Raw genomic sequence first — 26,855 nt, 5'->3', positions numbered from 1 at the left:
ACGCGTGATCGAATTCGTACAGAGCCTGCGGCTGTGGTTCGCGCCGCAGCGAATCCGCGAAGAAGGCGACACCCCCGACTACCGGTTCTCGCTCGCCAATGAGCGCACCTTCCTCGCCTGGATCCGGACGGCTCTCGCGCTGATCGGCGGTGGTTTCGCGGTCGACCAGTTCCTCCCGGAGCTGGCGTGGGGCATCCGCGCGGGGCTGGCGCTCGCGCTGCTCGCGGCCGGTGTGCTGTGTGCGCTGCGGGCGGTCAATCACTGGGTGCGGTGCGAGCGGGCGATGCGGCGCGGGGAGGACCTGCCGGTCTCTCGGTTCCCGACGCTGCTCGGGCTCGCGGTCGCCGTCGTCGCCGTGGCGATGGTGGTGGTGGTCCTCTTCGGCTGGGAGGGCCGGTGACGGCCGACGGGCGCGACCCCGGACTTCAGCCCGAGCGGACCAGACTGGCATGGCGGCGTACGACCCTGTCCTGCACGGTGGTGGCGCTGCTGGCGGTCAAGCAGGCGCTGCACAGGGGGGCGAGCCCGGCCGGGATCGTCGCCGTGGCGCTGAGCGCGCTGGCCTGGCTGGGCTTCCTGCTCGTGGCGCAGCGGCGGGTGCTGGGGATGGGGACCGCGCGGCCGCAGCCGCTGTCGGCGCGCGGTGCGCTGACCGCGGGGGCGTGCACGGTCGCGCTCGCGGTGTTCGCCGCGGCCATGCTGTTCTGAGGTCCGGCACCGGGCGTTGTCAGACGTCCGGGGCGTCCCAGGGGACGGTGACGACGATCTTTCCGCGGGTGCGCCCCTGCTCGTTCAGCCGGTAGGCGTCCGCCGCCCGTTCCAGCGGGAAGACCCGGTCCACATGGACGGTGACGATGCCCTGCTCGGCCAGTTCTGCCAGGTGGGCGAGGTCCTTGGCGTCCGGGCGCACGAAGGCGTAGCGGCCGCCGTACGAGAAGACCTCGCCGTCCGCGATGGAGGCCAGCCGGCCCTCGGGCTTCAGCACTTCGGCGGACGCCCGGAGCGCCTCGCCTCCGACGGTGTCGAACGCGGCGTCGACCCCGTCCGGGGCCAGCGCCCGCAGCCGGTCGACGAGGCCGTCCCCGTAGGCCACCGGCTCCCCGCCGAGCTGCCGCACGTGTTCGTGGTTGGGTTCGCTCGCGGTGCCGATGACGCGGGCGCCCGCGTGGCGGGCGATCTGGACGGCGAGCGAGCCCACGCCGCCCGCCGCCGCGTGGACGAGGACCGTCTCGCCGTCCTGGATCCTCAGTGTGCGGTGGAGCACCTGGTACGCGGTGAGGCCGGCCAGCGGCAGGCCCGCGGCCTCCTCGAAGCTCAGGCTCAGCGGCTTGCGGGCGAGGGTGCGCACGGGTGCGGCAACGTACTCGGCGAACGTACCGCGGCAGAGAAAGTCCTCCCGGACATAGCCGATGACCTCGTCGCCCACCGCGAATTCGTCGACGGCGACACCGGGCTGCACCACGACGCCGGACACGTCCCAGCCGGGGATCACCGGGAACACGGCCTGCAGACCGGCGTCCAGGTAACCCTCGCGGGCCTTCCAGTCGACCGGGTTGACCGCCGCGGCCCGCACCTTCACCAGGACGGTGTCGGGGCCGACCTTGGGGTCGGGCCGTTCCCCGTACTCCAGGACGTCGGCCCCGCCGTAGCTGCTGTAGCTGATCGCCTTCATATACCGACCCTCGGTGCGGGCCGGGGCGCCCGCAACTCAGGCCGTGGCCGCTGCGGGGAACGTTCCGTCACCAGCGCGGGATCGAGGGGGTCTGCCATCCGGGCTCGGCCTTGCGCATCGCGGCCGCGTCGTCGCGCTCGCGCATCGTGCCGTCGTCGTCGAGCCAGCGCCGGTGCAGCACGGCCAGGCGTTCGCGGTCGAGTTCGACGCCGAGCCCGGGTGCGTCGGAGACGGTGAGCCGGCCGCCTCGGAAGACATGGCGGGTGGTGATGACGTCCTCGGTCTGCCAGGGGTAGTGGCTGTCGCAGGCGTAGTCGAGGTTGGGGACGGTGGCCGCGACGTGGGTCATCGCGGCGAGGCTGATGCCGAGGTGGGTGTTGGAGTGCATGGAGAGTCCGACGCCGAAGGTACGGCAGATCCCGGCCAGTTCACGGGTGCGGTGCAGGCCGCCCCAGTAGTGGTGGTCGGAGAGCACGACCTGGACGGCGCCGCGGGCGAAGGCCTCCGGGACTTCGGCGAGGGTCGTGACGCACATGTTGGTGGCGAGCGGTACGTCGGTGCCTGCGGCGACGGCGGCCATCAGGTCCGTGCCGCTTGCCGGGTCCTCCAGATATTCGAGTACGTCCTTCAGCTGCTCGGCGACGTACAGCGAGGTCTCAACGGACCAGGCGCCGTTGGGGTCGAGGCGCAGCGGCTGCCCGGGGAACTCCTCGGCCAGAGCACGGATCGCGGCGATCTCCCGGTCGGGTTCGAAGACGCCGCCCTTGAGCTTGAAGGAGGCGAAGCCGTGCTCGCGGGCGAAGCGCCGGGCCTGGGCGACGACTCCGGCCGGGTCGACGGCGGCGCCCCAGTCGTCCTGTCCGCCGCCCTCGGGGTGGGCGGCCCAGCGGTAGAAGAGGTACGCGCTGTACTCGACGCTGTCGCGGACCTTGCCGCCGAGCAGAGCGTGCACGGGGAGGCCGAGGGACGTGCCGAGCGCGTCCAGGCAGGCGACCTCGAAGCCGGAGACGACGGAGAGCCGGAGCTTGTCGGCGGTCTGGACGCCGCGCAGCCCACCGGCGTCGACACGCTCGTCGGCCGCCCGTGAATCACCGCACACCTCGTCGGCCAGTGCGAACAGGCCGTTCAGATCGCTGACCGGGCGTCCGACGAGAGCGGTGGCGAGCGGCTGGGCGAGTTCGAGGTACTTGCCGTCCCCGTACGTCTCCCCGATACCGGTCGCACCGCCGCGTGTGACGACTTCCACGATGAGCCGCGGGGTGTACGGCTGGTGAACGCCCTGGGTGTTGAGCAGGGGCGGGTCCGCTATCAGGATCGGGGTCAGCCGGACTTCGTCGATCAGCAGCTCAGTATTCATACGTGAACCATATTCAGGGATACAGCCGAACACCAGACTCCGGCCCGAGTCGGAGCGGAGTCCACACGCCGGATTCCGGGGGTTCACTGGACGGCATACCGACTGGTCGGCATCATGAACACCGACCGTCTCTCACCCCGGAGGTGCGCACGATGAGCCCAGTCCATCCGCCAGGTCTCGACCTCGACCGGCTGCGCGGACATCTCGACCGCGAGCGGCCGGGTCTGGTGAACGGACCGCTCGAAGCGCGGCTCATCGAGGGCGGCCGCTCCAATCTGACGTACATCGTCACGGACGGCACCGGCCGCTGGGTCGTGCGCAGGCCCCCGCTGGGCCATGTGCTGGCCACCGCACACGACATGAAGCGCGAGCACCGGGTGATCAGCGCCCTGCACCCCACGGCCGTTCCGGTGCCCGAACCGGTGCTGCTCTGCGAGGACGACTCGGTGATCGGGTCGCCCTTCTACGTCATGGAGTACGTCGAGGGCACCCCGTACCGCACGGCCGAGCAGCTCGCCCCCCTGGGCGCCGAGCGCACCCGGGAGGCCGTCCTCGGTCTCGTCGACACCCTCGTCGAACTGCACGCCGTGGACCCGGAGTCCGTCGGGCTCGGCGACTTCGGGCGCCCCGAGGGCTTCCTCGACCGGCAGCTGCGCCGCTGGGGCAAGCAGCTGGACGCCTCCCGCAACCGCGAACTTCCGGGCATCGACGAACTGCACGCCGCGCTCGGCCGAGAGCTGCCCGTCTCCCCCGCGCCCACCGTCGTGCACGGCGACTACCGCCTGGACAACGTCCTGATCGGCTCCGACGACCGGATCAAGGCCGTTCTCGACTGGGAGATGTCGACGCTCGGCGACCCGCTGACCGACCTGGGCCTGCTGGTGATGTACAGCTCCGACCTCGGTCTGCCGAAGTCCCCGGTCTCCACCACCAGCGGCGCGGCCGGCCATCCCACCCCCGCCGAGCTGATCGAGCGCTACGCCGCACGCTCCGGCCGGGACACCTCCGCCATCTCCTGGTACACGGCGTTCGCCTGGTTCAAGCTCGCCGTGATCCTGGAGGGCATCCACTACCGCTACACCCTGGGCCAGACGGTCGGCGCCGGCTTCGACCGGATCGGCGATCTCGTCCCCGTCTTCATCGAGCACGGCCTCACCACCCTCCAGGAAGGCTGATCAGCCCATGGACTTCGCATTCGACGCCCGCACGGAAGAGCTGCGCACCAAGCTGCTCGCCTTCATGGACGAGCATGTCCACCCGGCCGAGAAGATCGCGGACGAGCAGCGCGCACTGCTCGCCTCCCCGTGGGACACCCCGCAGGTCGTCGAGGACCTGAAGGCGGAGGCGCGCAAGCAGGGCCTGTGGAACCTCTTCCTGCCCGACGCGGAGTACGGCGCCGGGCTGACCAACCTCCAGTACGCTCCGCTCGCCGAAATCACCGGCCGGTCACCGCAGTTGGCGCCGACCGCGCTGAACTGCGCGGCGCCGGACACCGGGAACATGGAGGTGCTCTTCCAGTTCGGCACAGAAGAGCAGAAGAAGCAGTGGCTGGAGCCGCTGCTCGCCGGGGAGATCCGCTCGGCGTTCGCGATGACGGAGCCCGAGGTGGCCTCTTCGGACGCGACGAACATCGAGACCCGGATCGTGCGGGACGGCGAGGACTACGTCATCAACGGCCGCAAGTGGTACATCTCCGGGGCGATGAACCCGGACTGCCGGATCTTCATCGTGATGGGCAAGACAGCGACTGCCGATGGCCCTGACGGCGCCGACATCCGCCGCCAGCAGTCGATGATCCTGGTCCCGCGCGACACGCCCGGCCTCGACGTGCGGCGCGCGATGCAGGTGTACGGGTACGAGGACCACTATCACGGCGGTCACGCCGAGGTCGTCTTCACGGACGTACGGGTGCCCGCCTCGAACCTGATCGGTGAGGAGGGCGGCGGCTTCGCCATCGCCCAGGCTCGTCTGGGGCCGGGGCGCATCCACCACTGCATGCGGCTGATCGGGATGGCCGAGCGGGCCATCGAGCTGATGTGCAGGCGGGCGGTGTCCCGTACGGCCTTCGGTAAGCCACTCGCCCAGCAGGGCGTCGTGCAGAACTGGATCGCCGACGCGCGCGTCACGGTGGAGCAGCTGCGGCTGCTGGTGCTGAAGACGGCGTGGCTGATGGACACGGTGGGCAACCGGGGTGCGCACACGGAGATCCAGGCCATCAAGATCGCCACCCCGCGCGCGGTGGTCGACATCCTCGACCGGGCGGTGCAGCTGCACGGCGCGGGCGGCGTCAGCCAGGACTTCCCGCTGGCGGAACTGTGGGCGGCGGCGCGGACGTTGCGGCTGGCGGACGGGCCGGACGAGGTCCATCAGCGGTCGTTGGCCCGGCGGGAGATCAAGCGGTACGTGTAGGCGGTGACCCGGGCGGGGCCGGTGGGGGCGAGGGCCCGCCCGGTTGCCGTTTCGTCCTCAATCGCCGGACGGGCTCGCAATGCTGCCGGACGGGCTCGAATTCCCGAGCCGGTCGAGGACATCCGTGTAGAGGGAGCGTTTGTCGGGACGGGCGTGGGCGGCGGCTCGGCGCAGGGCGGGGATCGCCGCCTCGCTCATCCCGACGAGCCCCTCGGCCGCCGCCCTGTGCACGACGGGATGCGGGTGTGCGAGCAGTCCGGTCATGGCGGGGATCGCGGGCTCCCAGCCGGCGTGGCAGAGCGTGCGGACCGCCGTACGCGCCAGTTCCGGCCGGGGGTCGTCCAGCAGGAGCATGGTGTGGCTCAGATAGGTGCCCCGGTCCAGCATCGTCCGCGAGGTCCGGTGGGCACGCAGGCGTACCTTGGTCCGGGGATGGTTCAGCAACTCACCGATCAGGTCGCGCAGTCCGGGGTCCCGGTCCGGGTCCGGGCCCGAGTGGGCCTCGGCCAGTTCTGTGAGTGCCCCGCAGATCTGATCCGGGGCGCCGGTTCGGGCCAGGTCCAGCAGTTCCTGCCTGGACGGGCGGTGCGAGGCTCCGTCGGGTGCGGCCGGGGGGCGGTCACGGAGCGCTGCCAGCGCTGCCGCGTCCTGCTGTGCGGCGTCCGGGCCGCGCAGCGGACCCTCGACGAGAAGAAGCCGGTCCGCCATGTCGTCGCGCCCTTCGGCGCGCAGCCGCCGACACGTGCGCGTCAGCGCAGGGGTACGCAGGAGTCGGCGGCCGAGGAGCAGGTCGAGGAAGCCCCAGGCCCCGGCGTCGAGGCGGTCGCCGAGGGTCCTGGCGAGCGCGTCGGCGGGGTAGTTGCGCAGTGCGTCGCCGACTGCCGGTCCGACGGCGGGCGGGGCGTGCTCCCACCACTCCAGCAACAGCGGCACCAGTGGTTCCAGTGTCCACGGGGAAAGCTTCGAGGCCGCGAGAGCCACCCTGTCGCGCAGGACGTCCTCGCCCCGGAGCTCCGTCTCGTCGAGGGTGTGCAGTGCACGGGCCAGGTCCGCACCGATGGGTAGGTCGATGTGCCCGCGGAGGTAGGCGCGAAGAACCGGCAGCCGGGCCTCGGGCTCGGGCCATTTCACCAGCGCCAGGGCGGCGGTCTCCCTGCGGCCTGCATGGGTCGACCCCAGCATGTCGAGCAGGCGCTCCCTCAGGGCCGCCGAACGGGGCTGGTCGAGGTCGTCGATGTGTACCTGCCGGGGCGGCGGCGTCGTGGCCCGGGTGGTCTCGGTGAGGGTCCAGGGCGGTGCGTCGAGGGGCTGAAGAAGCGTCATCCAGTCGAGCAGGGCGGCCCGGACTCCGGGGTCCGCACTGTGGTGGACCTCGATGAGTGCGGTCAGCCGGTCCCGCGAACCGACCCTGCCGTCGTCCTGTCCGCGGAACTCCTCCAGGGTGTCCGGCGCGCGCACCGCCTCGTCCAGCGCCGCTCGCCATGCCCGGGTCTCGGCGGGCACGGGTGCAGCGGTGGTCTCCGGGGCTGCGAACGCCTCCCTCAGCACGGCGGTCCGGGCCTGCCAGGGGTCGGCCCCGAGCCGGGCCGACGCGAGTGCCTGATCGAGGTCGGCGCGGACCAGCACCGCGCCGAGGCGGCGCAGCAGCGTCAGCGTGGACCGGTTCGGCGTCGTGGGTGCGGGCCGCAGTGCCCGTACCGCAGCGACGACGGCCGGTCCGCCGGCCCCCGTCAGCATCGGCGCGACCTCTTCGAGTACCGCGATCAGGTCGTGCCGGTCCTCGTCCCGGGCGTCGGCGAGCACGTCGAGCAGGACCCGTGCGGACCGGGCGAATGCCGTCAGCTCCCCGGCCGCCCGGGGCGCGGGGCAGATGCGCAGCGCGAACCGCACCAGCGTGTCCCGGGACGTGGGCCGGGAGCCGGCCAGCCGGAGCCAGTCCGTGAGCATCGGCCGCAGCTCGTTCAGCCGGTCGGGGTGGGGCGGCGTGTCCCGCTCGGCGACGCGCAGCGCGACCGAGGGATTCCAGCCCCCGGCCACCAGCGACCTGATGTCACGGTCCGCCGCACTGTCCACCGATGACCGCTGTGTGACGGCCGGTGCGGTGATGCCATGCCTGGCCAGCGGTATCGCCAGATCCTTCACGTCCCCGGAGGCAAGACCGACCCGGCCGTCCGCCACCAGGGAGAGCAGGGTGGCCGCCACCGGCGACGCCTGGTCGTCCAGTGCGAGGACCGAGCGGGCGCCGAGGACGCCGTCGAGGCCCGCCAGCAGCAGTTCGCGGGTACGGCCGTCCCGGCTGTGCTCGGCGGCGGCGAGAAGTGTCGCCGTGCAGACGTCGCCGAGGACGGCGCGCAGGGCCGCGACGAGCGTGCCGCGCAGCCCGGGGTTGTCATGGTGCCCGAGCCAGAAGAGCAGCTTGGGCAGCGCCGCCGGTGTGCCCGCGCGGACCAGCACCTCGGCGGCGGTCTTCTTGATGTTCATGTTCGGATGGTCGAGACATGCGGCGATCGCGGTGGACGCCCAGTGCGCCTGTGCGTGCCCCAGTGCGAGGAGGGCCTGACGGACGGTCTGGATGTCCTGGGCGGTGGTCAGCGCGATCAGGGTCGCCGACAGCGCCTGTGCGTCCTCGCCCGTGGCGTCGCGGGCGAGCAGGGCGATGACGTGTTTGCGTACGTGCCGGTCGCGGTGGCGCAGCAGCCGGTGCACCCGGGCGCGGGTGCCCGCCCAGGGCGCCCTGAGCAGCAGTTCGAGCAGGATCGCCCGCTCACGGTCGGACAGTCCGGGCCGATCCAGCAGATCCAGTGCCATGGTCGCGACGAGTGCGTGGCCGGCCTCTTGCGCATCTGCCGTGTCGAGCAGGCAGACCGGCCGGATCGCGCCCCGCTCGTAAAGACGGCGGCCCAGGGCGTGCACGGCGTCCAGGATCTCTTGGGGCACCACGGGCTCACCGCCGGGCTGCCCGTGTTCCCGCTCCCGCGGCGCCACCTGTTCGGCCACGATGCGCAGCAGCAGGTCCGCGATGGCCGGCAGTGTGCCGGCGTTGCCGTGGGCCGCGAGACGGCACAGCGCCGCCGCCGGCTCGTCCGGGTTCAGATGGGAACGCAGCAGGGCCAGTTCCCGCTCGTCCGGGCCACCCAGGCCAGCTGCGATGCGGGCCGGCAGGTCGACGGGATCCAGCCGTACGAGGAGGGCGCGGCGGTCCGCCGGATCGCGGGTCAGCTGCCACAGCAGTTCGAGGGCGCGGCCCCGTACGGCGTACAGGTGGGGCGCGATCGCATCACCGGCCAGGCCCAGCCCTTCTCGCACGGCCAGTACCGTCCGCTGCCCGCCGATGGCCTCCAGCGCGTCCAGGGCCTCGGCGGGCGCCGAGGGCAGCAGAGCGATCACGGCGTCTTCGGCATCCGCATGGCGCAGCTCACGGATCGCGTCGAGGAACGGACCGGGGGCGGACGCCGAAGGAAGTACGCGTGCGATCGCGTCCCCGATCGGAAGCCCGCCCGTTCCCTGCCCGGCCAGGGCCACCAGCAGAGCGAGCCGTCGCGGGCTGCTCGGATCATCGGCGGCCACCTCCGTCAATACCCGGAATGCCTCCTTCCGGGAGGTGAACAGGATCGTCGCGATCTCACGGGGCGGAATCGAGTGATCGGCCAGGGCCAGGCCGATCACAGCCGGAACCTCCGGACCGTCCACGAAGTGCCCGCGCCGGTGGAGACCGCGCAGGCACGTCACCGTCGGCCCGCCGAACAGCAGCGGATCGCGTGCGGCGACGGCCGTGACTTCGCCGATGTCGTCGCGGTCCGCCAGATCGCCGAGCAGTTCCATTCCCTGTCGGCGTAGGCCCGGCGGACGATCCGGATCGTCGATGATCTGCCGCAGCAGGTCCTTGTGGCCGTGGCGGGCGGCAGTCGCGAGGGCAGCATCGGCCACCGCGGGCCTGTCCCCCGCCGAACCGGCGGTGAGAAACGGAGAGATGCACCCCTGCGGCAGCGGATCCATCGCCGCCCACGGCTCGGTGAGTTCGCCCAGCGCGCCGGCGACGACCCGGTCGCTGTCGGCGCCGAGCAGGCCGATCAGGTCTTCGCGGACCAGCACGGGAGCCAGCAGTCCGGCGTGCAGCCCCTGCCGCGCGAGCCGCAGCGCCTCGGCCTGCAGCACGGGGTCGCCGCTGTCCGCCAGCTCGTCCACAAGTCGAGCCGGCCGATGGGCCGCGGTGATGTCCGTCTCCCGTACGGCCTGGTAGAGGAGTTCACCCGGGGCCTCGTCACGGATCACCGCCGGCTCGTCGAGGAGTTCGGAGCGCAGCCACGCGATCCTCACCCGTACCGGCAGCCCGGCCGTGCGCCACGACGGGCGGGGGCGGCCCCGGAGACAGTGACCGAGTCGCTCGTAGAGCCCCGCCAGGAGGAGATCCGCCTCCGGCGGCCCCATCAGCGATACGGGCAGCAGCCCGGCGAGTTCGGCCGTCTCCGCGTCGTCGGACGGGCGGCCCGCTGTCACTCGCTCGTCGAGCAGGACCAGTCCCATATGACGCAGGGCGGGGTCCTCGTGCCGGATCAGACGTCCGAGGACTGCCGGTGGGCAGTCCTGCGCGCCCAGGAGCCTGGACAACCGCTCGGTGTCGGCCCGGCGTACGGCATCGTGGAACTGTTCATCGGCGGGCGTCTTCACCGTCGGATGCTAACCGGGGCGCTCCCGGCTCCACCAACGGGATTCGACCCCGTCAATAACCGCCGAACGGCACATGATCGGCCAGCGCCAGGTCGCGGGCGAAGGCCCTCACACGCAACAGGCACCGGGCGACGAGGCGGACGGCCGGTGTGTGGCGCGGGCCGTATGCCGTGGCCCAGAGTGCGGGAACGTGTACGGATGGCTGGATGTGAGTCATACATCCAGCTTCGACCCGTACCGACGGTCGGCCCAACAGATGGTTCAGCCGGCTGCGATCGATACCGCGGATGGACGGAGATACGCCGACTCCGCCACTTCATGGCGGTGGTCACGCACGGCAGTTTCACCGCCGCCTCCCGTGCCGAGCTGATCGTGCGGTCCGCGCCGGGCACCTCTCCGTGCGCAACCTCGAACGGGAGCCGGGTGCCGAGCTGTTCGACCGGACCGGCCGGCGCGTGATCCTCACCGAGGCGGGCCCGGCGCTGCTGCCGTCGGCCCGGTCGGTGCTCGCTGCTCGTCGATCTCGTGCGGGCCGGGATCGGCGTAGCGATCGTGCCGCGGCGGATCGGTGAGGAAGCGGGCCTGCCCTGTGCGAGCATCCGCCGGCCGGACGGTGGTCCTTGCGCGGGCGGGCGCCCCGCCCCGCAACCCTGGGGTGCAGGCGCTCCTCGGCCGGCTGACCGGCGGCGCTCCCCGGGTGGCTAGGGACGCAGGGCACGCAGCAGCAGGTCGGCCAGGTGGTCGGCGACCTCCTGCTGGCTGAGCGGGCCGTCGGGCCGGTACCAGGTGGACAGATGGTGGACCGAGCCGAAGTGGTAGTCGACGATCAGGTCCGCCGGGGTGGCCGTGGAGAACACCCCGCTCCGCTGTCCTTCCTCCACCAGGGCCCGGAAGCGCTCGTGGTAGCGGCGTCGCTCCACCCGTACCTGCTTGTTCTTCTCCGGGCTGAGGTGGTGCATGGACCGGAAGAAGATCGAGGCGTCGTCCAGATTCTCGATGGTCGTGACGACCACGTCCGCGGCGGCGTCGCGCAGCCGCTGTTCCACCGGGGCGTCGGCGTCGGCGAAGGCGTCGAGGCGCTCCTGCTGAAGCCGGAGCACCCGGGCGTAGATCTCCTGGAGAAGGTCCTCCTTGGAGCCGAAGTAGTGGTAGAGCGCGCCCTTGGTGACGCCTGCCGCCTCGACGATCTCCTGGACCGAGGTGCGGTCGTACCCCTGCTCGGCGAAGAGCCGGGTGGCGGCGGCCAGCAGCCGCTGAGGGACGGGGGCCGTGTCCTCGTCCGTCGCCTTGGCCATTGCCGCCACCTTCCTTCCGTACCGTGCGTGAATCCGTGCCGTGCGTGAAACGGTCTACCGAGGGAAACGCAGTTCCCGCCTGAGGATCTTCCCACTCGCCGTCTTCGGGAGTTCGGCCAGGATCTCGACCTCGCGCGGGTACTTGTACGCGGCAAGCCGTTCCTTGCAGTACACACCCAGTTCCTCGGGTTCGACCGTGGCGCCCGGCCGCAGGCTGACGTAGGCACGGACGGTCTCGCCGCGGTAGGCGTCGGGGACACCGACGACGGCCGCCTCCCGGACCGCCGGATGGGTGTAGAGGACGTCCTCCACCTCGCGCGGCCAGACCTTGAAGCCGGAGGCGTTGATCATGTCCTTCTTGCGGTCGACCACGTAGAGCCAGCCTTCGCTGTCCATGAAGCCGATGTCACCGGTGCGCAGTTCACCGTCCGGGAAGGCGATGGCGGTGGCCTCGGGCAGCCGCCAGTAGCCGGAGACGACCTGCGGTCCGCGGACCGCGATCTCGCCCTGCTCGCCGAAGGGCACCTCGCTGCCGTTCTCGTCGAGGATCCTGACCACCGTGTCGGGGCCGGGGACGCCTACGGAGAGGGTTCCGGAGACCGGGTCGACGGGGGCTTCGCGCTCCGGCGGTACGGAGGCGCAGGGGGCCGTGCACTCGGTGAGGCCGTAGCCGTTGCGGATGTACGGGCCGAAGCCCGCCCGGAACTTCTCCACGAGCGCGGGCGGCAGCGGTGCGCCGCCGGAGGAGATCACCTGGAAGGAGGAGAAGTGCTCGGGGGTGACACCGGGGTGGGCGGCCAGTGCCATGAAGGCGGTCGACGGGCCCACGGTGTAGGCGGGGCGGTGTTCGGTGAAGGCTTCGAGGACGACGCCCGGGTGGAAGCGGTACGTGAGTACGAGGGTGCCGGCGTTGGCGAGGCAGGCGGCCAGCTGGCACACCATGCCGGTGATGTGGAAGAGCGGGGCGAGCGCGAAGTAGGAGGAGCCCTCGGCGATGGGGTGCCCGGTCCGCTGCCGCTCGGCGTTGATCATGACGTTGCCGTGGGAGTTCATGGCGCCCTTGGGGGTGCCGCTGGTCCCGGAGGTGTAGCTGATCAACGCCACGTCGGCGGAGCCGAGTTCGCGCCCTTGGGGAGCCCCCAGGCCCTGCCGGGCGACGGCGACCAGATCGTCGGCGCCCTCGGGCACGGGCAGCCGCTCGAAGCCCAGTACGCGTTCGTCGCTCTGCGTCTGGAGGTCGAGCTCACTGGTGGTGAGCGCGATCCGTACGGTCGGGGCGGCGGCCGCGGTGTCCCGCAGATACGCCTCCCAGGCCCGGTCCGCGCAGATCAGCGCGGTGACCTCGGCGTCCTTCAGTACGTGGCCGACCTCGCCGGACTTGTACATCGGGTTGAGCGGGACGACGGTGGCACCGGCCTTCCAGGCGCCGAGAAGCGCGAGCACGAACTGCGGGGTGTTCTGCAGCATGATCGCGACCCGGTCGCCGCGCTCCAGACCCTCGGCGGCGAGGTGGCCGGCCACGGAGTCGGAGAGCGCGTCGGTCTCGCGGTAGCTCAGGCGTCCGTCGAAGTAGGCGAGCGCCGGGTGCCCGGGACTGCGGGCGACGGAGGCGCGGAAGGCGTGGACCAGGGTCTCGGCCGGGTCGACGGGGGCGCGCTGGGCCTCGCTGAGCAGGGAGATCCAGGGCTTTGCCGCGTAGATGGACTCGGTCATGCGCCGATCCCCTCCCACTTCTGCTGGAGGTGGTTCATACTGCCGAGCCAGTGGTCGGTGTCCTTGGTGCGGGCCCGGTAGAAGCCGGCGACCTCGGGGTGCGGCAGGACCAGGAAGCGGTCCTCCGCCATGGCGTCGAAGAGTGCGTCGGCGACCGCCTCGGGCTCGATGGCGCCGGGGGCGAGGACGAGCTCACCGGCCGATCCGGCGGCGGTGAGCATGTCTGTGCGCACGCCCTGCGGGCAGATCGCGTGGACCTTGATGCCGCGGTGTCGGTAGGTCAGCGAGAGCCATTCGGCGAAGGCGACGACGCCGTGCTTGGTGACGCTGTACGGTGCGGCGCCGATCATCGTCAGCAGTCCGGCTGCGGAGGCGGTCGAGACGAAGCGGCCGGTGCCGCGCTCCAGCCAGTCCGGCAGCAGCGCCCTCGCCGCCCGGACATGGGCCATCACGTTGACGTCCCAGGCGGCGGCCCAGACCTCCTCGTCGGCGAAGACGTCGCCGGGCGAGGCGAGGCCCGCGTTGGCGCAGTAGATGTCGACGGTGCCGTCCAGCGCGTCGCGGGCCGCGCCCACGATCTGCGAGGCGTCACCGGTCACGGCGGTGCCGCCGATCTCCTCGGCGAGCGGTTTGATCCGGGCCTCGTCGAGGTCGTTGACGACGACCCTGGCGCCTTCCGCGGCGAATCTGCGGGCCAGAGCGGCTCCGATGCCGCCTCCGGCCCCTGTGACCACTACGCCCGCGCCCTGCACCGTACTCATCGGGTCCCGCCTCTCTCAGCCGACTATCCCGCAGACTAACCAGTCGGTATGTCGCAGCGGAAGGGCTGGACACCGCTCGGGCGGCACTCCTGTCACAGTCGACTCGTCCGGCTCATTCCGTATGGCCTGAACGCGCGCTAGCGTGCGTGACCATGACAGTCGTCGCGATCATGGAGGTAGCTGAATGAGCCTGTCCAGACGTGGTTTGCTGGCCGCCGGCGGTGCGGTGGGAGCCCTCGCGGCGACGGCCGCCGGTACCGGGGTCGCGACCGCCGCCCCACCCCCGGCAAGGGGCACGGCCGGGTCCGCACCGGCTTCGACCGGCTGGCCGCGGACGGCTACGCGCTGTTGAAGGGGCAGAAGGTCGGGGTCGTCACCAACCCGACCGGGATCACCTCCGATGTGCGCCACATCATCGATGTGATGCACCCGGACGAGCGGGTGAACCTGGTCGCGGTCTTCGGACCCGAGCACGGCTTCCGCGGCACCGCGCAGGCGGGCGGCTCCGAGGGGCGGTACGACGACCCGGCGACCGGACTCCCCGTCTACGACACGTACTTGAAGAGCGGGCAGCCGCTCGCCGATGTCTTCACCGCGTCCGGCGTGGACACGATCGTGTTCGACATCCAGGACGCGGGCGCCCGCTTCTACACGTACATCTGGACGCTGTACGACTGCATGGAGGCAGCGGCTCTCGCGGGCAAGCGGTTCGTCGTCCTGGACCGGCCGAACCCGGTGACCGGGCGGGCGGCACTCGGACCGGTGCTCGACCCGGCGTTCTCCACGTTCGTGGGCCGCCGGGAGATCTCGCAGGCGCACGGCATGACGGTCACCGAGCTGGCGCTGCTCTTCAACGCGGAGTTCCTGGCCCGGCGGCCGGTGGATCTGCGCATCGTGAAGATGTCGGGGTGGAAGCGCTCGGACTTCTTCGACGCGACCGGGCTGCCGTGGGTTCCGCCGAGCCCCAATATGCCGACGCCGGACACGGCGCTGGTGTACTCGGGGACCTGCCTGTTCGAGGGCACGAACCTCTCCGAGGGACGCGGCACCACCCGGCCGTTCGAACTGCTCGGCGCGGAGGGCATCGACCACCGGTGGGCGGCGGCCGCGAACGCGCTCGACCTGCCCGGAGTCGCGTTCCGCGAGGCGTACTTCGCGCCGACGTTCTCCAAGTTCCAGGGGAAGACGGTCGGCGGGGTGCAGCTGCACGTCCAGGACCGCGAGGCCTTCGACCCGGTACGCACGGCGATCGCGCTGCTGGTGACGGCGAAGCGGACCTGGAGCGGGTTCGCGTGGCGCTCCGACAACTGGATCGACAAGCTCACCGGCAACACGCGGGTCCGCACGCTGATCGACGCGGGGGCGGACACCGATGAGGTGGTGGGGGCGTGGGCGGAGGATCTCGCCGCGTTCCGGGCCGTGCGGAAGAGGTATCTCCAGTACCGGTGAGACGGGCCGGGCGGGCCCGAGGATTCGGGCCCGCCCGGCGCACCGGTTCCGTCCTCGAACGCCGGACGGAACAAAAATCGCCCTACCGATGGGCGGGGAACTCCACCACCTGCTGGAACGTCGGGCGGTTCTGCCAGTGGATGGACTTCTGGGCGATCCCGCCGAGCGGGCGGTGGACGATCGAGTCCGTGCACCACTGCTCGCCGGCCTTGCAGCTGTCGTCACCCGGGTAGACCTCCGCGGCCGGCTCCGCCGCAGCCGCCTTCAGGGACGTCAGCAGCGCGTCACGGCAACCGGCCAGATCACCGTTCCCGCAGTACGCCTTGGCCAGCGGACCCTTGACCGGCTGCCCCAGGACCCGGCGCAGGTCCTTGTCCACGAAGCCCCACCAGCCGTACTGGAACGCCGAACCACTGTGCGCCCCGCTCGGCCCGTGGCTGGCCGCCGGGGACTCGTCGGTGGCGAGGTTCGCGGTCAGCGCCCCGTACAGGCCCTCGCCGAGACCCGGCTTGAACTCGGCCTCGACCAGCTTCGGCCACCATGCGTCCATGATCCGTACCGCGTCGGCGTAGGTGTACGCATGCGATCCGGGGCTGCTCTCCCTGCGCTGCGAACCTGCCGCCCGCCAGGACTCCAACTGCTGTACGACGCCGTTAAGTTCCGGATCGGTGACCGGCCGGGAGCGGATCACCTTCAGCAGTTCGGGCAGCAGCTGCTCGCCGCGCAGATCGGTGACGGCGGCCTCGGCCATCGCCCGGGTGAGGGACGCGCGGGTCACGCCGCCCTCCTCGACCAGCTCCGCCACCCGGTCGTCCAGCAGATCGGCCCGGTGCACGGCGCTGAGGCCGAAGCCCGCGGAGGCGTACCCCTCTGCCTGCTTGTTGTTCCAGGAGACGTAGTAGTCTTGGCCGCTGGAGTGCGGGTGCTCGGCGAACGGGGTGTACGCGGCGGTGTTGGTGGCCGGGTCGTACCCCTTCCATTCGTAGGCCTGCACCGCCTTCACGGGCAGCGCCGGGTCGACGCCCGCGGCACGCACCGGGTTCATGCCGCTGTTGTAGTACGCGGCGGTGCGGGAGTCGGCGTAGAACCAGTTGAACGCGTAGTCGATATGGCTCGCCGCCCGCTGGAACGAGGCGGCGTCCTTGACGTACGCCGGGTCGTTGAGCATCTGGAAGCCGATGATCGAGTCGGCTTCGTGACGGTAGGTGGTACGCAGCGAGGTGTAGGCGACGGGCTTTCCGCCCACGGTGGCGCGGTGGGTGACGATGCCGTATTGGGTGCGCCGGACCTGCATCCGGTAGGAGCCCTTCGCCGTGGAGTCGGCGACGGTCGGCTTCCAGGAGTTGGTGCGCTCCAGGGTCTCCATGGCGGTGCACGTGCCGCGGTAGAGGTAGTGCGTGGAGTCCTTGGTGGGCGTGGAGCCGTCGGTCTCGCACAGATCGATGGCGTAGGTGTCGGTGATGTCCTGGCCGGCCGAGGTGGCGCTCCAGGCGTAGTCCTGTCCGCGGCCCATCTGGATGTACATGCCGACACCGGCGAAGGAGACACCTCGGGCGCTGATGCCGGGGCCCTGGAGCTCCTGGAGCATCATCAGCTGCGGGGCGAAGTAGCCGGTCTGGGGTCCGAAGACGGCGATCGGGTTTCCGCTCGCGGTGTTCTTGCCGGAGACCAGCAGGGCGTTGGACATGCCGCGCTTCTGGGCGCCGGCGCCGGAACCGGGCAGCGAGCCCTCGGGGATCACACCGTCGTCGTAGATGCCCTGGGCCTTCTTGAGGGGGGCCGGGGCCTTGACCGGGGCCTTCTTGTCGGTGCCCGCGGAGCCGGTGCGGTCGTGGATGAGAGGTTCGGCGGTGACGGAACCGGCGTCGGGCAGCGCGGTGCCGCGCGCCGTGGCGGGCTTGCCGGCGTACGGGAACGACGTACCGTCGTGGATCGTCAGCACGGCCTCGGGGTCCTCGCGCTGCCGGAACGACTCCCAGACCCTGGTGCCCTCGGCGACGCCGTACTTCTGCTGGGCGGACAGCAGCGAGAGCGCCGCCTGCACCTCGCCGCCGCCACCGCCACCGAACTGACCGCCGACCACGGAGGCGATCGATATCAGGTCGGTCAGCTCGAACGGGCGGATCTCCCCGATGTTGGTAATGGCGTCGATCTTGCCGGTGAGGACGTACTCACCGGGGAAGTAGCGGCCCTTCTTGGACTTCTCGCGATACGCGTTGATGCCGTCGACGTACGCCTGGGCGTCCGTCATGGCCTGTTCGCCGCGGGCACCCTCGTGGGTCCTGATGTACTCGACCTGCGCTTCGAGATCGGCCTCGGTGTACGGGGCCTGCGGCCAGAACTGCTGCTCCAGGCCCTGGTTGGCCGGCGCGCCACCGGCGAACGAGGTCAGTTCGCCGCGCCCGATGTGCCGGAAGAGGTCCATCAGCCAGAGCCGGTCCTGCCCGGCCGCGAATCCGGCGCCGAACTCGGTGCCGTAACGGGTGGTGCCCTTGATGTGCGGGACGCCGGACGCCTTGTCACGGGTGATCGTGACGTCGTCGCGCGGCGAGGTGACGGACTCGACCTGGCCCTCGGGGACACCGAACGAGGCGTCGTTGAAGAAGTCGGTCAGCTTCTGGTCGGTGAGACCGGTGTGCCCGGCCACCAGGCCGTTGTAGCGGTCGAGTTGGTCGTCGCTGTGGGCGGGGTGCGTACCGAACGCCTTGTTGCCGAGGATGTCGACGAGTGTGGCGTTGCCGTTCTCGCCGGGCGGCAGGATGTCGTCGCACTGCCGCCGGCAGTAGTCGGTGACGGGTGCGGGTTCGGCTGCCGCGGCGCCGGACTGCGGCGAGGCCGCCAGCAGGGTGGTGCCGAGTGCGAGAACCGCCACGACGGTGGCGGCCCTGAACTTGACAGTGCGTGGGGGCATGCGTGCTCCTCCGAGAGGCCGATGCGCCGGAGGTTACTGGCGGTATGACCCGTCGGTAAGGTGAACAACAGTCACCTTTTCCGAATCGTCACATGTCTCCGTGCACAGCCCTCATGACGATGAGTCATCTCACATTCCGGACGTCAGCCTCTTTCGATGGATCCGATCCGGGCAGCCGTACGTCCATTCCTTGACGCCGAAGTACGAGCGACGGAGGTGGCAGTGCAGTGGCCGGATTCCGGAGTCTTGCGAGACAGGTCCGCGATCCGCGGGGCGACCTGGCGCTGCGGCGGTATTCGCTGCGCAAGTGCCTGGAGAGGTTCGCCCCTTACGGGCATCGGGCGACCTGGGATCATCTGTGCGCCCGGCACGGGATCGAGCCCGAGGACCGATCCCCCGATCCGGTGCGACTGATGCGCGCACTGGACGAACTGGAGGCGGCGAGGGCCGTCTGGCTCGGATACGAGGCGGGGTTCGCCGAGCGCCGCAGGCGGGAGAAGCATGACGGACTGCGCAGGCCCGGCGCGTTCGACGACTGGCACCGGCGCACCTGGGGCGGCCACGGCGTCGCCCGCTGCGAGGACCCGACGGTTCACCCCTCGGCGCCGCTCGCCGAGGTTCTCGGCCGACTGATCGCCGCGCTGGAGTCGGAACCGGGCACGTCCTGCCCGGTGTGCGCGGGCGCCGAGATCGTCTGGCGGCCGGATCTGGAGTGCGAGCCGTGGTCGGGGCCGGTGTGCACGGGGTGCGGGATCGTGGTGCCGCAGCCGGTGCTCACACCGAGAACACTGGCGAAGGCCCGGAGCGCACGGCGCCGGGATCTGGCGTCGGCGGCGTGACGGACAGCGAGAGCGCCCGGCGCGCCCGCCAGGCACCTGGGCCGCCGGGCCCCACTTCTACGGACAGTCGGCCGACCGGCGCTCCGGCATCAGGCGCGAGCCGCTGATCCGCTGACCGGAGATGTCGTCCGGATTGGAGAGCACACAGTTCTCCAGCGACAGACAGCCGCAGCCGATGCAGTCGGTGAGATGGTCCCGCAGCCGGCCCAACTGCGCGATGCGCTCATCCAGTTCGGAGCGCCACGCCGCGGAGAGCCGCGCCCAGTCGTCACGGTTCGGGGTGCGCTCCTCCGGGAGTTCGGCGAGAGCTTCCCGGATGGTGGCGAGCGGGATTCCGACCCGCTGCGCCGCGCGGACGAACGCGACCCGGCGCAGCGCGTCCCTGGTGTAGCGACGCTGATTACCGCTGGTGCGGCGGCTGCTGATCAGGCCCTTGGCCTCGTAGAAGTGCAGGGCAGAAACAGCGGCGCCGCTGCGTGCGGAGAGCTGGCCGACCGTGAGTTCGTGGAGCGTCTGTGGGATCTGGGGCACCCCTCCAACCCTACTTGTCCACCCCCGGCCGGCCCGTCGTTGACAGGAACGCACCCGCCAACCATGCTGAGCAAGCGCTTAGACAGGCGTGTGACGCCGGATGGCCGAGAGCTGGAAGGGCAGGGACCGGGGACATGGCAGAGCCGAAGATCTTCACGTCCGCGCAGGAGCTGCGCGACGGGGTGGGCGAGCAGCTGGGTCACAGCGAGTGGCTGGAGATCGAGCAGAAGAGGATCGACCTCTTCGCCGAGGCCACCGGTGACCACCAGTGGATCCATGTGGACCCGGAGCGGGCCGCGGCCGGGCCGTTCGGTACGACGATCGCGCACGGCTACCTCACGCTCTCGCTGCTGCCGGCCCTCGTGCCCCAGATCATGCGGGTCGAGGGCATGAAGATGGGCATCAACTACGGGACGAACAAGGTCCGCTTCCCGTCCACCGTGCCCGTGGGCTCTCGCCTGCGCGCGACGGCCGTCCTGAAGAGCGTCGAGGAGGCCGGGGGCGGCGTACAGGTCACCGCCCTCGTCACGGTCGAGCGCGAGGGCGGCGACAAGCCGGTGTGCGTGGCCGAGTCGGTGTCGCGCTACTACTTCTGACGACGCGGCCCGCCACCGCTACCGCTTGACAGCGACCATGCGCAGCACGAGGTCGGCGTACAGCTCGCCGACCTCGTCCGGCGTCCGGCTGCCCTGCGCGTTGAACCAGCGCGCCACATCGATGCAGAGCGAGAGCACCGCGAGCGTGGTGCCCGGGATGTCGGGGACATCGAATTCCCCGGCCCGCACGCCGTCACTGATGATCCGGCGCACCACCGCGTCGCTCTTGCGGCGCAGCTCGACGATCTCGGTGCGGTGCTCCTCACCGAGGGCGTCGAGTTCGTACTGGACGACGCGGGCCGTGGTGTGCCGTTCCGCGTGCCAGCGGACGAAGGACCGTACGGCCTCGGCCAGCCGCTCGGCTGCCGTGCCCCCGCCGTCGGCTGCGGCCTCCAGGACGAACAGGGCGCGGTCGTGACCGATTCTGCTGATCCGGTGGAGCAGCTCTTCCTTCGTCTTGTAATGGATGTAGAGGGCGGCGGGGCTCATCCCCGCCCGGCCGGCGATGTCGCGGGTGGTGGTGGCGTGGTACCCGCGCTCGGCGAAGGCTTCGACGGCGGCGACGAGGAGCCGCCTGGCCGCCTCGGGCGTCACTTCGGCCCACGGCGCACTGTCGCCGTCGGTCTCCTCCGCCGTGCTCATCGTCACTCGCCCCTCTCGTCAGCAGGACGAACACCATACCCCGAACCTGAGCAAGCGCTTAGGGTCCGTCCTGGCGGGATCGTCAGGGCTTCTGGAAGGGGTCGTGCTCGGCGAGGATCTTCTCCAGGCGGGCCTGGTCGACCCGGCTGACGATCTGTCCCGCTTCCTGACGGTCACGGATGACCTTGGCCAGGGTGAAGCAGGAGGTGACGAGATAGAGGACGCCGATCGCGAGGAATCCGCGGACCCAGGCGTCCGCGTCCAGGAAGTAGATACCGAGGGTCATCGCGGTCATCGCCACCCCGAAGGACGCGACGGCCTGGCCGTAGAAGGCCGCGGTGCTCTGCTGCTTGACCGATGCTGTGTCACTCATGCCGCCCAGCATCGGCCGACGTGGTGTGTGCCACATCCGTCCCCGTACTCAGCCCGGTACTCAGACTCCCGTTCGAGCGGTCGCGAAGGGGTCAGAGGCGGAGACCCCCGTCAGCGCGCGGCCGATGATGAGCTTCTGGATCCGGCTGGTGCCCTCGTACAGCGTCATCACACGGGCGTCGCGCAGCAGCTTGCCGACCGGGTACTCGTCGATGCAGCCGTAGCCGCCGAAGACCTGGAGGGCGTTGTTGGCGGCGTTGGTCGCCGCCCGAGCCGCCGCACTCCTCGGGGACGGCGAGGCCGAGGAAGCCGACGGAGCCCAGTTTCTTCACAATCGACTTGTCGACGTTCTCGGCCCGGTCCCACTCCACGGCACGGGGTGCGATCTCGCGGGCGACGAAGTCCTTGGCGAGCTGCCGGACGGCTTCCTGCTCCTCGCTGAGCTCCCGGTTCATCCTTCGACTTCCCACATTTAATTAGCACTGCTAGTTTTGCGCTGGCAGGCCCTACTATGTGCCGCATGGCCCGACCGCGCAAGCCCCTCCTCAGCAGAGACCGCATCGTCGAGACGGCGGGCGCACTCGTGGACTCCGAGGGGCTCGACGCCGTCTCCACCCGCCGGCTCGCCGCCGAACTCGGGGTCAGTGGACCCTCGCTCTACAACCACTTCCGCAACAAGGACGAGATCCTGGACGCGGTCGCGGACGCCGTGTCGGCCCAGGTCGATCTGTCGATGTTCGACGAGTCGGACACCCGCGACTGGCGCGCCGCCCTGTACGACTGGGCCGTCTCGTATCGTGCGGCGCTCACCGAGCACCCGCACATCGTCCCGGTGCTCGCCCAGGGCCCTGGACGCCGCCCCGCCGGTCTGCGGGTGGCCGACGCGGTCTTCGGTGCGATGGTCGGGGCCGGCTGGCCGCCCGCCCAGGCGACGTACATCGGGGCCCTGATGCGCTACTTCATCACCGGCTCGGCCCTCGGTTCGTTCGCCCGCGGCTTCGTCGGCGACGAGACGGCGTACGACCCCGCGGACTATCCGCACCTCGGCCAGGCCCATCTGCTGGCCGAGCGCCGCCAGAAGGTCGACGAGGGCGCGTTCGAGACCGGGCTGCGGGCGCTGGTCGACGGCCTCTCCCTCCAGTACGAGCAGCTGTCGTCCGCCGGGACTGTTCGGCCGGCACCGAAGCGTTCCTGACGCATCCTGGAACACATGGCACGCATGGCACACCCCGACCCGGCCGCACCCCGCCTCGCCGCCCTGGCCACGCTCCTCGCCGACGAGACCCGCGCGGCCTTCTGCCTGGCCCTGCTCGACGGCCGCGCCTGGACCGCGGGCGAACTGGCCAGGTACGCCTCGGTGGCCCCGTCCACCGCCAGCGAACACCTCGGCAAGCTCGTCGCGGGCGGGCTGCTGACCGAGGAGCGGCAGGGCCGCCACCGCTATCTGCGGCTCGCCGACGAACGGACCGCGCACCTCGTCGAGGACCTGGCGGCCCAGGTCGTCCCCGACACCGCGCCCGAGCGGCCGCGCACCCTGAGCGCGGCGAGCGCCGGCAGCGCACTCGCTCGCGGTCGCACCTGTTACGACCATCTCGCGGGCCGGATCGGCATCGCGATCGCCGATGCCATGACCGTACGGGGGCTGCTGAAGCAGGACACCGGCTTCGCGCTGACCGACGACGGCCTCGGCTGGTTCGGCGGACTGGGTATCGGTCTGGAGCCGAGGTCACGGCGTCCGCTCGTACGGAGCTGTCTGGACTGGACCGAGCGCAGGCCGCATCTGGCAGGGGTCGCGGGAGCAGCGCTGTGCCGCCATGCGCTGGATGCCGGGTGGTGCGTACGGATCGGGTCCGGGCGTGCGGTGAGAGCGACCCCGGACGGGGAACGGGCGCTGTACGAGCATCTGGGCATCGAGCCGTCCACCATTCGGTAGGTGCCGAACGGTCACGGCCCTATGGTCGGGTCCATGACGACGACACCCGCCCCAGCGGCGACACCCGCGGCACATCGTGACTGGCGGGCCCCTGCCGCGGCCTGTACCACTGTGCTGCTGTGGGCCTCCGCCTTTGTCTCCATCCGCAGCGCCGGGGATGCCTACTCGCCCGGTGCGCTCGCTCTCGGCCGGCTGCTCGCGGGCTCCCTGGCACTGGGCACGTTGCTGGTACTGCGGCGCGAGGGGCTGCCGCCGCGGGCCGCCTGGCCGGGGATCATATGGTCGGGCCTGCTGTGGTTCGGCCTCTACATGGTGGTACTCAACTGGGGTGAGCAGCAGGTCGACGCGGGCACGGCCGCGATGGTGGTGAACATCGGTCCCCTCCTGATCGCGCTGCTCGGTGCCCGGATGCTCGGCGAGGGGCTGCCCGGCAGACTGGTCGCGGGCATGGCCGTGTCGTTCGCGGGCGCCGCCGTGGTCGGACTCTCGATGTCGGGGGACGGGGACGCGTCGGTGCTCGGCGTGGCGCTCTGTCTGCTGGCCGCGGTGGCGTACGCGGCAGGGGTGGTCGGCCAGAAACCGGCGCTGCGGCACGGCTCCGCATTGCAGATCACCACGTTCGGCTGCCTGGTCGGCACCGTCGCCTGTCTGCCGTTCTCGGGCGCGCTGATCTCCGACGTCGCGGACGCGCCCCTGTCCGCCACCCTGAACGTGGTTTATCTGGGCCTCTTTCCGACCGCGCTGGCCTTCACCACCTGGGCCTACGCACTCGCCAGGACCACCGCGGGGCGGATGGGTGCCACCACCTATGCGGTGCCCGCGCTGGTGGTGCTGATGTCCTGGCTGCTGCTGGACGAGGTGCCCGCGCTGCTCACCGTCGGCGGGGGTCTGCTCTGTCTGGCCGGGGTGGCGGTCTCCCGGATGCGTCCGCGGACCGGTCTGACGCGGAAGAACCCGGCACAGCCGGTGGAGGGGCGCCGGCATGACGCGGAGCGCCAGGGAACCGAGCGGCCGTAGGAAGACGCAGAAGAAGTGGCCGGGGCCCGGGAAGCCCTGCTGGGTGACTCGGTGTCGATGAGCAGGAACATCGGCACCGTCCACACGGCGAGCCCGGCCGTCGTCGAGGGCGGCCGGGGTTCCTTCCGGGCATCGGTCAGAAGACCACCAGGGCCCGTCCGCCCTTGCCCGCGATCATGTTGTCGAAGGCCGCCGGGATGCCGTCCAGCGCGATCCGTTCGGTCACCATCATGGAGAGGTCGAACCTGCCCGCCAGGGTGTGCTCGGCGAGGACCGGCAGGTCGCGGGCCGGGTCGCTGTTCCCGTACACACAGCCCGTCAGCGAGCGGCCCCAGTGGAAGATCTCCAGGGCGTTGAAGGACACCAGCTGGTCCTTGCCACCGATGCCGACGACCGTGGTGCGGCCGCCGCGGCGGGTGGAGTCCCAGGCGCCCCGGATGGTGGCGGGCCGTCCGACGCACTCGATCGCGACGTCGGCGCCCTGGCCGCCCGTGAGCCCCCGGATCGTGCGCGGGGTGGTGTCCGAGGCGATCACGTAGTCGGTGGCGCCCGCCTGCCGGGCCAGTTCCTCCTTCTCGGGGGAGACATCGACGGCGATGATTTTCGAGGCGCCCGCGATCCGGGCGGACTGGAGCACGGCGAGGCCGACCCCGCCGATGCCGAACACGACGACGGACTCGCCCGGGCGCACCCGGGCGCTGTGGTGGACCGCGCCGTATCCGGTGAGGACCGCGCAGCCGAGCAGGGCGGCATCGGTGAGCGGGATGCCGTCGGGGGCGGGCAGGACGCAGTTCGCGGCGACGACGGTCTCCTGCGCGAACGCCGCCACATTCAGGCCGGGGTGGAGTTCCATGCCGTCGGCGGTACGGGCATGGATGCCGGCCGCACCGGACAGGGCATTGACGCAGAGCCAGACCTCGCCGATCCCGCAGTGGTGACAACTGCCGCAGGAAGGCGCCCAGTTGAGCACGACGCCGTCCCCGGGTGCGACATGCGTGACGCCCTCACCGACCGCGACGACGGTGCCCGCACCCTCATGACCGAGGACGGCGGGGACGGGCACCCGCATGGTGCCGTTGGACAGGGAGAGGTCGGAGTGGCAGACGCCTGCGGCGGCGAGGCGGACCCGGACCCGGCCGGGTCCGGGCTCCGGGAGTTCGATGTCGTTGATCTCCAGCGGAGCTCCGACAGCGGGCAGTACGGCGGCGCGGACCACGAACAGGCTCCTTGACGGTCGGCAGCGGGGGTCGAGGCAGGGGCGGAAAGGTCAGAACTGCAGCGACTTCGTCTGGAGGTACTCGGCGAGCCCGTGCGAACCGAGCTCGCGGCCGACGCCGGACTGCTTGTAACCGCCGAACGGGGCAAGCGGGTTGAACCGGCCTCCGTTGATGTCGACCTGGCCGGTGTCCATCCGGCGGGCGAAGGCCACCGCCTCGGCGTCATCGCCCGCCCAGACCGCTCCCGCGAGCCCGTACACGGTGCCGTTGGCGATGCGCAGGGCGTCGTCCTCGTCCTCGTAACGGATGATCGAGACGACCGGGCCGAAGATCTCCTCCTGGGCGATGGTCATCTCCGGGGTGACGTCCGCGAACACGGTGGGGCTGACGAAGTAGCCCTGCTCCCGTGGGGCATCGGGGCCGCCCGCGACGAGGCGCGCACCCTCCGCCACACCCTTCTCGATGTATCCGCGCACCCGTGCGTGCTGCTTGGCGTTGACGAGGGGCCCGATGCGGTCGCCGTACTTGGCGGCGGCCTCCGCGGCGAGCGCGACCGCCTCGTCGTACTGGGAGGTGTGCACGAGCATGCGGGTCCAGGCGCTGCACGTCTGGCCGGAGTTGCCCATGACGTTCGCGATGCCGACGCCGACAGCCTTGGCGAGGTCCGCGCTCGGCAGGATGACATTGGCGGACTTGCCGCCCAGTTCGAGGGCGACGCGCTTGACGGCTGCGCCGGCCGTGGCACCGATCTGCTTGCCGACGGCGGTGGAGCCGGTGAAGGAGACCAGGTCGACGCCCCCGTGCTCGGCCAGCGCCTGTCCCGCGACCGGACCGAGGCCGGTGACCAGGTTGAACACGCCCGCGGGGATGCCCGCTTCATGGATGGCCTCCGCGAACAGCTGAGCGGTCAGCGGGGTGTCCTCGGCGGGCTTGAGGACGACCGTGCAGCCCGCCGCGAGCGCCGGGGCGACCTTGGCGACGATCTGGTGCAGCGGGTAGTTCCATGGCGTGATCGCGCCGACGACGCCGACCGGTTCGGCGTAGACGGTGGAGTTGCCGACCTTCTCCTCGAAGGCGTACGAGGCGGCGAGTTCGGCGTACGAGCCGGCCACCAGGATCGGTACGCCCGCGTGCACCGACTGCGAGAACGGCAGCGGTGCGCCGAGTTCGGCGGTGACCGTCTCCGCGATCTCGTCCTTGCGGGCGACGAGGACGTCGCGCAGGGCGGCGATCTTGGCAGCGCGCTCGGCGGGCGGGGTCGCGGCCCACTCGGGCAGGGCCTCACGCGCTGCGGACACGGCGGCGTCGACGTCCTCGGCGGTGCCTGCCGGAACATGCGCGATGACCTGCTCGTCCGCCGGATCGACCACCGCGATCAGGTCCGTGCCGACGGCGGCCCGCCACTCGCCGCCGATGTACATCCCGTCGTGGGCCTTCATCGCATTCCTCCCGGGGTGCCGTGGCTACGGCGTC

At 71.1% G+C, this 26,855-nt stretch carries 23 protein-coding genes and 3 pseudogenes; 11 read left to right on the top strand and 15 right to left on the bottom strand.

What is annotated here, in order from left to right; all coding sequences use genetic code 11:
• Window positions 1-4: 4 nt before the first annotated feature.
• Together GA0115254_RS05250 and GA0115254_RS05245 are read left to right on the top strand one after the other, a co-directional pair.
• The gene (locus GA0115254_RS05250) at window positions 5-400 is read left to right on the top strand and encodes a YidH family protein (protein WP_093894100.1); all 396 of its coding nucleotides are present in this window, start codon (window positions 5-7) and stop codon (window positions 398-400) included.
• On the top strand, window positions 397-708 hold the full coding sequence (locus GA0115254_RS05245; protein WP_093894099.1) for a DUF202 domain-containing protein: 312 nt from the start codon (window positions 397-399) through the stop codon (window positions 706-708). The genes GA0115254_RS05250 and GA0115254_RS05245 overlap by 4 nt, the downstream gene beginning before the upstream one ends.
• A 19-nt stretch (window positions 709-727) precedes the next feature.
• Here the strand turns inward: GA0115254_RS05245 and GA0115254_RS05240 are convergent, their stop codons facing one another.
• Window positions 728-1,672 (bottom strand): NADP-dependent oxidoreductase, encoded by a 945-nt coding sequence (locus tag GA0115254_RS05240; RefSeq protein WP_093894098.1) that lies wholly within the window; start codon window positions 1,670-1,672, stop codon window positions 728-730.
• Window positions 1,673-1,739: 67 nt separating this feature from the next.
• Window positions 1,740-3,029: a glucarate dehydratase family protein gene (locus tag GA0115254_RS05235; protein WP_093894097.1), complete on the bottom strand. Its 1,290-nt coding sequence runs from the start codon at window positions 3,027-3,029 to the stop codon at window positions 1,740-1,742.
• Between the two features lie 152 nt (window positions 3,030-3,181).
• Here GA0115254_RS05235 and GA0115254_RS05230 point away from each other — a divergent pair, with 152 nt between their 5' ends.
• Both GA0115254_RS05230 and GA0115254_RS05225 read left to right on the top strand, forming a co-directional pair.
• The gene (locus GA0115254_RS05230; protein WP_093894096.1) at window positions 3,182-4,204 is read left to right on the top strand and encodes a phosphotransferase family protein; all 1,023 of its coding nucleotides are present in this window, start codon (window positions 3,182-3,184) and stop codon (window positions 4,202-4,204) included.
• A gap of 7 nt (window positions 4,205-4,211) precedes the next feature.
• Window positions 4,212-5,438, top strand: a complete 1,227-nt coding sequence (locus tag GA0115254_RS05225; protein WP_093894095.1) for an acyl-CoA dehydrogenase family protein — start codon at window positions 4,212-4,214, stop codon at window positions 5,436-5,438.
• A gap of 57 nt (window positions 5,439-5,495) precedes the next feature.
• On the opposite strand, the gene GA0115254_RS05220 is transcribed toward GA0115254_RS05225, so the two are convergent.
• Both GA0115254_RS05220 and GA0115254_RS44230 read right to left on the bottom strand, forming a co-directional pair.
• The gene (locus GA0115254_RS05220; RefSeq protein ID WP_093894094.1) at window positions 5,496-10,106 is read right to left on the bottom strand and encodes a HEAT repeat domain-containing protein; all 4,611 of its coding nucleotides are present in this window, start codon (window positions 10,104-10,106) and stop codon (window positions 5,496-5,498) included.
• 52 nt (window positions 10,107-10,158) lie between these two features.
• Window positions 10,159-10,323, bottom strand: coding sequence for a hypothetical protein (locus tag GA0115254_RS44230; RefSeq protein WP_176739989.1), 165 nt, complete (start codon window positions 10,321-10,323; stop codon window positions 10,159-10,161).
• A 70-nt stretch (window positions 10,324-10,393) separates the two neighbouring features.
• Between GA0115254_RS44230 and GA0115254_RS45620 the strand changes: the two genes are divergently transcribed.
• Window positions 10,394-10,678 carry a LysR family transcriptional regulator gene (locus GA0115254_RS45620; RefSeq protein ID WP_370740830.1) on the top strand — a complete coding sequence of 95 codons (285 nt, stop codon included), beginning with the start codon at window positions 10,394-10,396 and terminating at the stop codon, window positions 10,676-10,678.
• A 129-nt stretch (window positions 10,679-10,807) separates the two neighbouring features.
• On the opposite strand, the gene GA0115254_RS05210 is transcribed toward GA0115254_RS45620, so the two are convergent.
• From GA0115254_RS05210 to GA0115254_RS05200, 3 genes are read right to left on the bottom strand one after another with little or no spacing between them, the layout of a single operon-like run.
• Window positions 10,808-11,401, bottom strand: a complete 594-nt coding sequence (locus GA0115254_RS05210; RefSeq protein ID WP_093894093.1) for a TetR/AcrR family transcriptional regulator — start codon at window positions 11,399-11,401, stop codon at window positions 10,808-10,810.
• A 54-nt stretch (window positions 11,402-11,455) separates the two neighbouring features.
• Window positions 11,456-13,114 carry a class I adenylate-forming enzyme family protein gene (locus tag GA0115254_RS05205; protein ID WP_093894092.1) on the bottom strand — a complete coding sequence of 553 codons (1,659 nt, stop codon included), beginning with the start codon at window positions 13,112-13,114 and terminating at the stop codon, window positions 11,456-11,458.
• The gene (locus tag GA0115254_RS05200) at window positions 13,111-13,875 is read right to left on the bottom strand and encodes an SDR family oxidoreductase (protein ID WP_093894091.1); all 765 of its coding nucleotides are present in this window, start codon (window positions 13,873-13,875) and stop codon (window positions 13,111-13,113) included. Before GA0115254_RS05200 ends, GA0115254_RS05205 begins: the two co-directional genes overlap by 4 nt.
• 184 nt (window positions 13,876-14,059) lie before the next feature.
• Between GA0115254_RS05200 and GA0115254_RS05195 the strand changes: the two are divergent.
• Window positions 14,060-15,324, top strand: a pseudogene (locus GA0115254_RS05195) (exo-beta-N-acetylmuramidase NamZ domain-containing protein).
• Window positions 15,325-15,406: 82 nt separating this feature from the next.
• On the opposite strand, the gene GA0115254_RS05190 reads toward GA0115254_RS05195, so the two are convergent.
• On the bottom strand, window positions 15,407-18,235 hold the full coding sequence (locus GA0115254_RS05190; RefSeq protein WP_093894090.1) for a penicillin acylase family protein: 2,829 nt from the start codon (window positions 18,233-18,235) through the stop codon (window positions 15,407-15,409).
• 227 nt (window positions 18,236-18,462) lie between these two features.
• Between GA0115254_RS05190 and GA0115254_RS05185 the strand changes: the two genes are divergently transcribed.
• Entirely contained in the window at window positions 18,463-19,074 is a 612-nt protein-coding gene (locus GA0115254_RS05185; RefSeq protein WP_093894089.1) for a hypothetical protein, read from the top strand.
• Window positions 19,075-19,131: 57 nt separating this feature from the next.
• Here the strand turns inward: GA0115254_RS05185 and soxR are convergent, their stop codons facing one another.
• Window positions 19,132-19,605: a redox-sensitive transcriptional activator SoxR gene (gene soxR, locus GA0115254_RS05180; RefSeq protein WP_093894088.1), complete on the bottom strand. Its 474-nt coding sequence runs from the start codon at window positions 19,603-19,605 to the stop codon at window positions 19,132-19,134.
• Window positions 19,606-19,739: 134 nt separating this feature from the next.
• On the opposite strand from soxR, the gene GA0115254_RS05175 reads away from it, so the two are divergent.
• The gene (locus GA0115254_RS05175; protein ID WP_093894087.1) at window positions 19,740-20,201 is read left to right on the top strand and encodes a MaoC family dehydratase; all 462 of its coding nucleotides are present in this window, start codon (window positions 19,740-19,742) and stop codon (window positions 20,199-20,201) included.
• 18 nt (window positions 20,202-20,219) lie between these two features.
• Here the strand turns inward: GA0115254_RS05175 and GA0115254_RS05170 are convergent, their stop codons facing one another.
• The 4 genes and pseudogenes from GA0115254_RS05170 to GA0115254_RS45615 all read right to left on the bottom strand — a co-directional run.
• Window positions 20,220-20,843 (bottom strand): TetR/AcrR family transcriptional regulator, encoded by a 624-nt coding sequence (locus tag GA0115254_RS05170; RefSeq protein ID WP_093894171.1) that lies wholly within the window; start codon window positions 20,841-20,843, stop codon window positions 20,220-20,222.
• Window positions 20,844-20,925: 82 nt separating this feature from the next.
• The gene (locus GA0115254_RS05165; RefSeq protein ID WP_176739988.1) at window positions 20,926-21,216 is read right to left on the bottom strand and encodes a YiaA/YiaB family inner membrane protein; all 291 of its coding nucleotides are present in this window, start codon (window positions 21,214-21,216) and stop codon (window positions 20,926-20,928) included.
• A 60-nt stretch (window positions 21,217-21,276) separates the two neighbouring features.
• Window positions 21,277-21,492 (bottom strand): annotated as a pseudogene (locus GA0115254_RS44225) (acyl-CoA dehydrogenase family protein); the annotation flags it as partial.
• A 43-nt stretch (window positions 21,493-21,535) separates the two neighbouring features.
• Window positions 21,536-21,670, bottom strand: a pseudogene (locus tag GA0115254_RS45615) (acyl-CoA dehydrogenase family protein); the annotation flags it as partial.
• Window positions 21,671-21,735: 65 nt separating this feature from the next.
• Here GA0115254_RS45615 and GA0115254_RS05155 point away from each other — a divergent pair.
• From GA0115254_RS05155 to GA0115254_RS05145, 3 genes are read left to right on the top strand one after another with little or no spacing between them, the layout of a single operon-like run.
• Window positions 21,736-22,410, top strand: coding sequence for a TetR/AcrR family transcriptional regulator (locus tag GA0115254_RS05155; protein WP_093894084.1), 675 nt, complete (start codon window positions 21,736-21,738; stop codon window positions 22,408-22,410).
• Between the two features lie 15 nt (window positions 22,411-22,425).
• On the top strand, window positions 22,426-23,148 hold the full coding sequence (locus tag GA0115254_RS05150) for an ArsR/SmtB family transcription factor (RefSeq protein ID WP_370740829.1): 723 nt from the start codon (window positions 22,426-22,428) through the stop codon (window positions 23,146-23,148).
• Window positions 23,149-23,181: 33 nt separating this feature from the next.
• A complete protein-coding gene (locus tag GA0115254_RS05145; protein WP_093894169.1) occupies window positions 23,182-24,165 on the top strand; it encodes a DMT family transporter in 984 nt (327 codons plus the stop codon).
• Window positions 24,166-24,301: 136 nt separating this feature from the next.
• Here GA0115254_RS05145 and GA0115254_RS05140 read toward each other — a convergent pair whose 3' ends face one another.
• Together GA0115254_RS05140 and GA0115254_RS05135 are read right to left on the bottom strand one after the other, a co-directional pair.
• Window positions 24,302-25,381: a Zn-dependent alcohol dehydrogenase gene (locus GA0115254_RS05140; RefSeq protein ID WP_093894083.1), complete on the bottom strand. Its 1,080-nt coding sequence runs from the start codon at window positions 25,379-25,381 to the stop codon at window positions 24,302-24,304.
• A gap of 51 nt (window positions 25,382-25,432) precedes the next feature.
• Window positions 25,433-26,821, bottom strand: coding sequence for an aldehyde dehydrogenase family protein (locus GA0115254_RS05135; RefSeq protein WP_093894082.1), 1,389 nt, complete (start codon window positions 26,819-26,821; stop codon window positions 25,433-25,435).
• Window positions 26,822-26,855: the final 34 nt, after the last annotated feature.

It is taken from the genome of Streptomyces sp. Ncost-T10-10d (assembly GCF_900091955.1).
GTDB lineage: Bacteria > Actinomycetota > Actinomycetes > Streptomycetales > Streptomycetaceae > Streptomyces.
The sequence above is the reverse complement of the archived record's forward strand: the minus strand, read 5'-3'. Positions and strand labels throughout refer to the sequence as shown.

Bases quoted from the DNA above. Each gene is read 5' to 3' on its own strand.
- GA0115254_RS05235 (WP_093894097.1), bottom strand. From the start codon at position 3,029: ATGAATACTGAGCTGCTGATCGACGAAGTCCGGCTGACCCCGATCCTG.
- GA0115254_RS05200 (WP_093894091.1), bottom strand. From the start codon at position 13,875: ATGAGTACGGTGCAGGGCGCGGGCGTAGTGGTCACAGGGGCCGGAGGC.
- GA0115254_RS05170 (WP_093894171.1), bottom strand. From the start codon at position 20,843: ATGAGCACGGCGGAGGAGACCGACGGCGACAGTGCGCCGTGGGCCGAA.
- GA0115254_RS05155 (WP_093894084.1), top strand. From the start codon at position 21,736: ATGGCCCGACCGCGCAAGCCCCTCCTCAGCAGAGACCGCATCGTCGAG.
- GA0115254_RS45620 (WP_370740830.1), top strand. From the start codon at position 10,394: ATGGACGGAGATACGCCGACTCCGCCACTTCATGGCGGTGGTCACGCA.
- GA0115254_RS05225 (WP_093894095.1), top strand. From the start codon at position 4,212: ATGGACTTCGCATTCGACGCCCGCACGGAAGAGCTGCGCACCAAGCTG.
- GA0115254_RS05165 (WP_176739988.1), bottom strand. From the start codon at position 21,216: ATGAGTGACACAGCATCGGTCAAGCAGCAGAGCACCGCGGCCTTCTAC.
- GA0115254_RS05190 (WP_093894090.1), bottom strand. From the start codon at position 18,235: ATGCCCCCACGCACTGTCAAGTTCAGGGCCGCCACCGTCGTGGCGGTT.
- GA0115254_RS05210 (WP_093894093.1), bottom strand. From the start codon at position 11,401: ATGGCCAAGGCGACGGACGAGGACACGGCCCCCGTCCCTCAGCGGCTG.
- GA0115254_RS44230 (WP_176739989.1), bottom strand. From the start codon at position 10,323: ATGACTCACATCCAGCCATCCGTACACGTTCCCGCACTCTGGGCCACG.
- GA0115254_RS05230 (WP_093894096.1), top strand. From the start codon at position 3,182: ATGAGCCCAGTCCATCCGCCAGGTCTCGACCTCGACCGGCTGCGCGGA.
- GA0115254_RS05240 (WP_093894098.1), bottom strand. From the start codon at position 1,672: ATGAAGGCGATCAGCTACAGCAGCTACGGCGGGGCCGACGTCCTGGAG.
- GA0115254_RS05135 (WP_093894082.1), bottom strand. From the start codon at position 26,821: ATGAAGGCCCACGACGGGATGTACATCGGCGGCGAGTGGCGGGCCGCC.
- GA0115254_RS05145 (WP_093894169.1), top strand. From the start codon at position 23,182: ATGACGACGACACCCGCCCCAGCGGCGACACCCGCGGCACATCGTGAC.
- GA0115254_RS05175 (WP_093894087.1), top strand. From the start codon at position 19,740: ATGGCAGAGCCGAAGATCTTCACGTCCGCGCAGGAGCTGCGCGACGGG.
- GA0115254_RS05205 (WP_093894092.1), bottom strand. From the start codon at position 13,114: ATGACCGAGTCCATCTACGCGGCAAAGCCCTGGATCTCCCTGCTCAGC.
- GA0115254_RS05150 (WP_370740829.1), top strand. From the start codon at position 22,426: ATGGCACGCATGGCACACCCCGACCCGGCCGCACCCCGCCTCGCCGCC.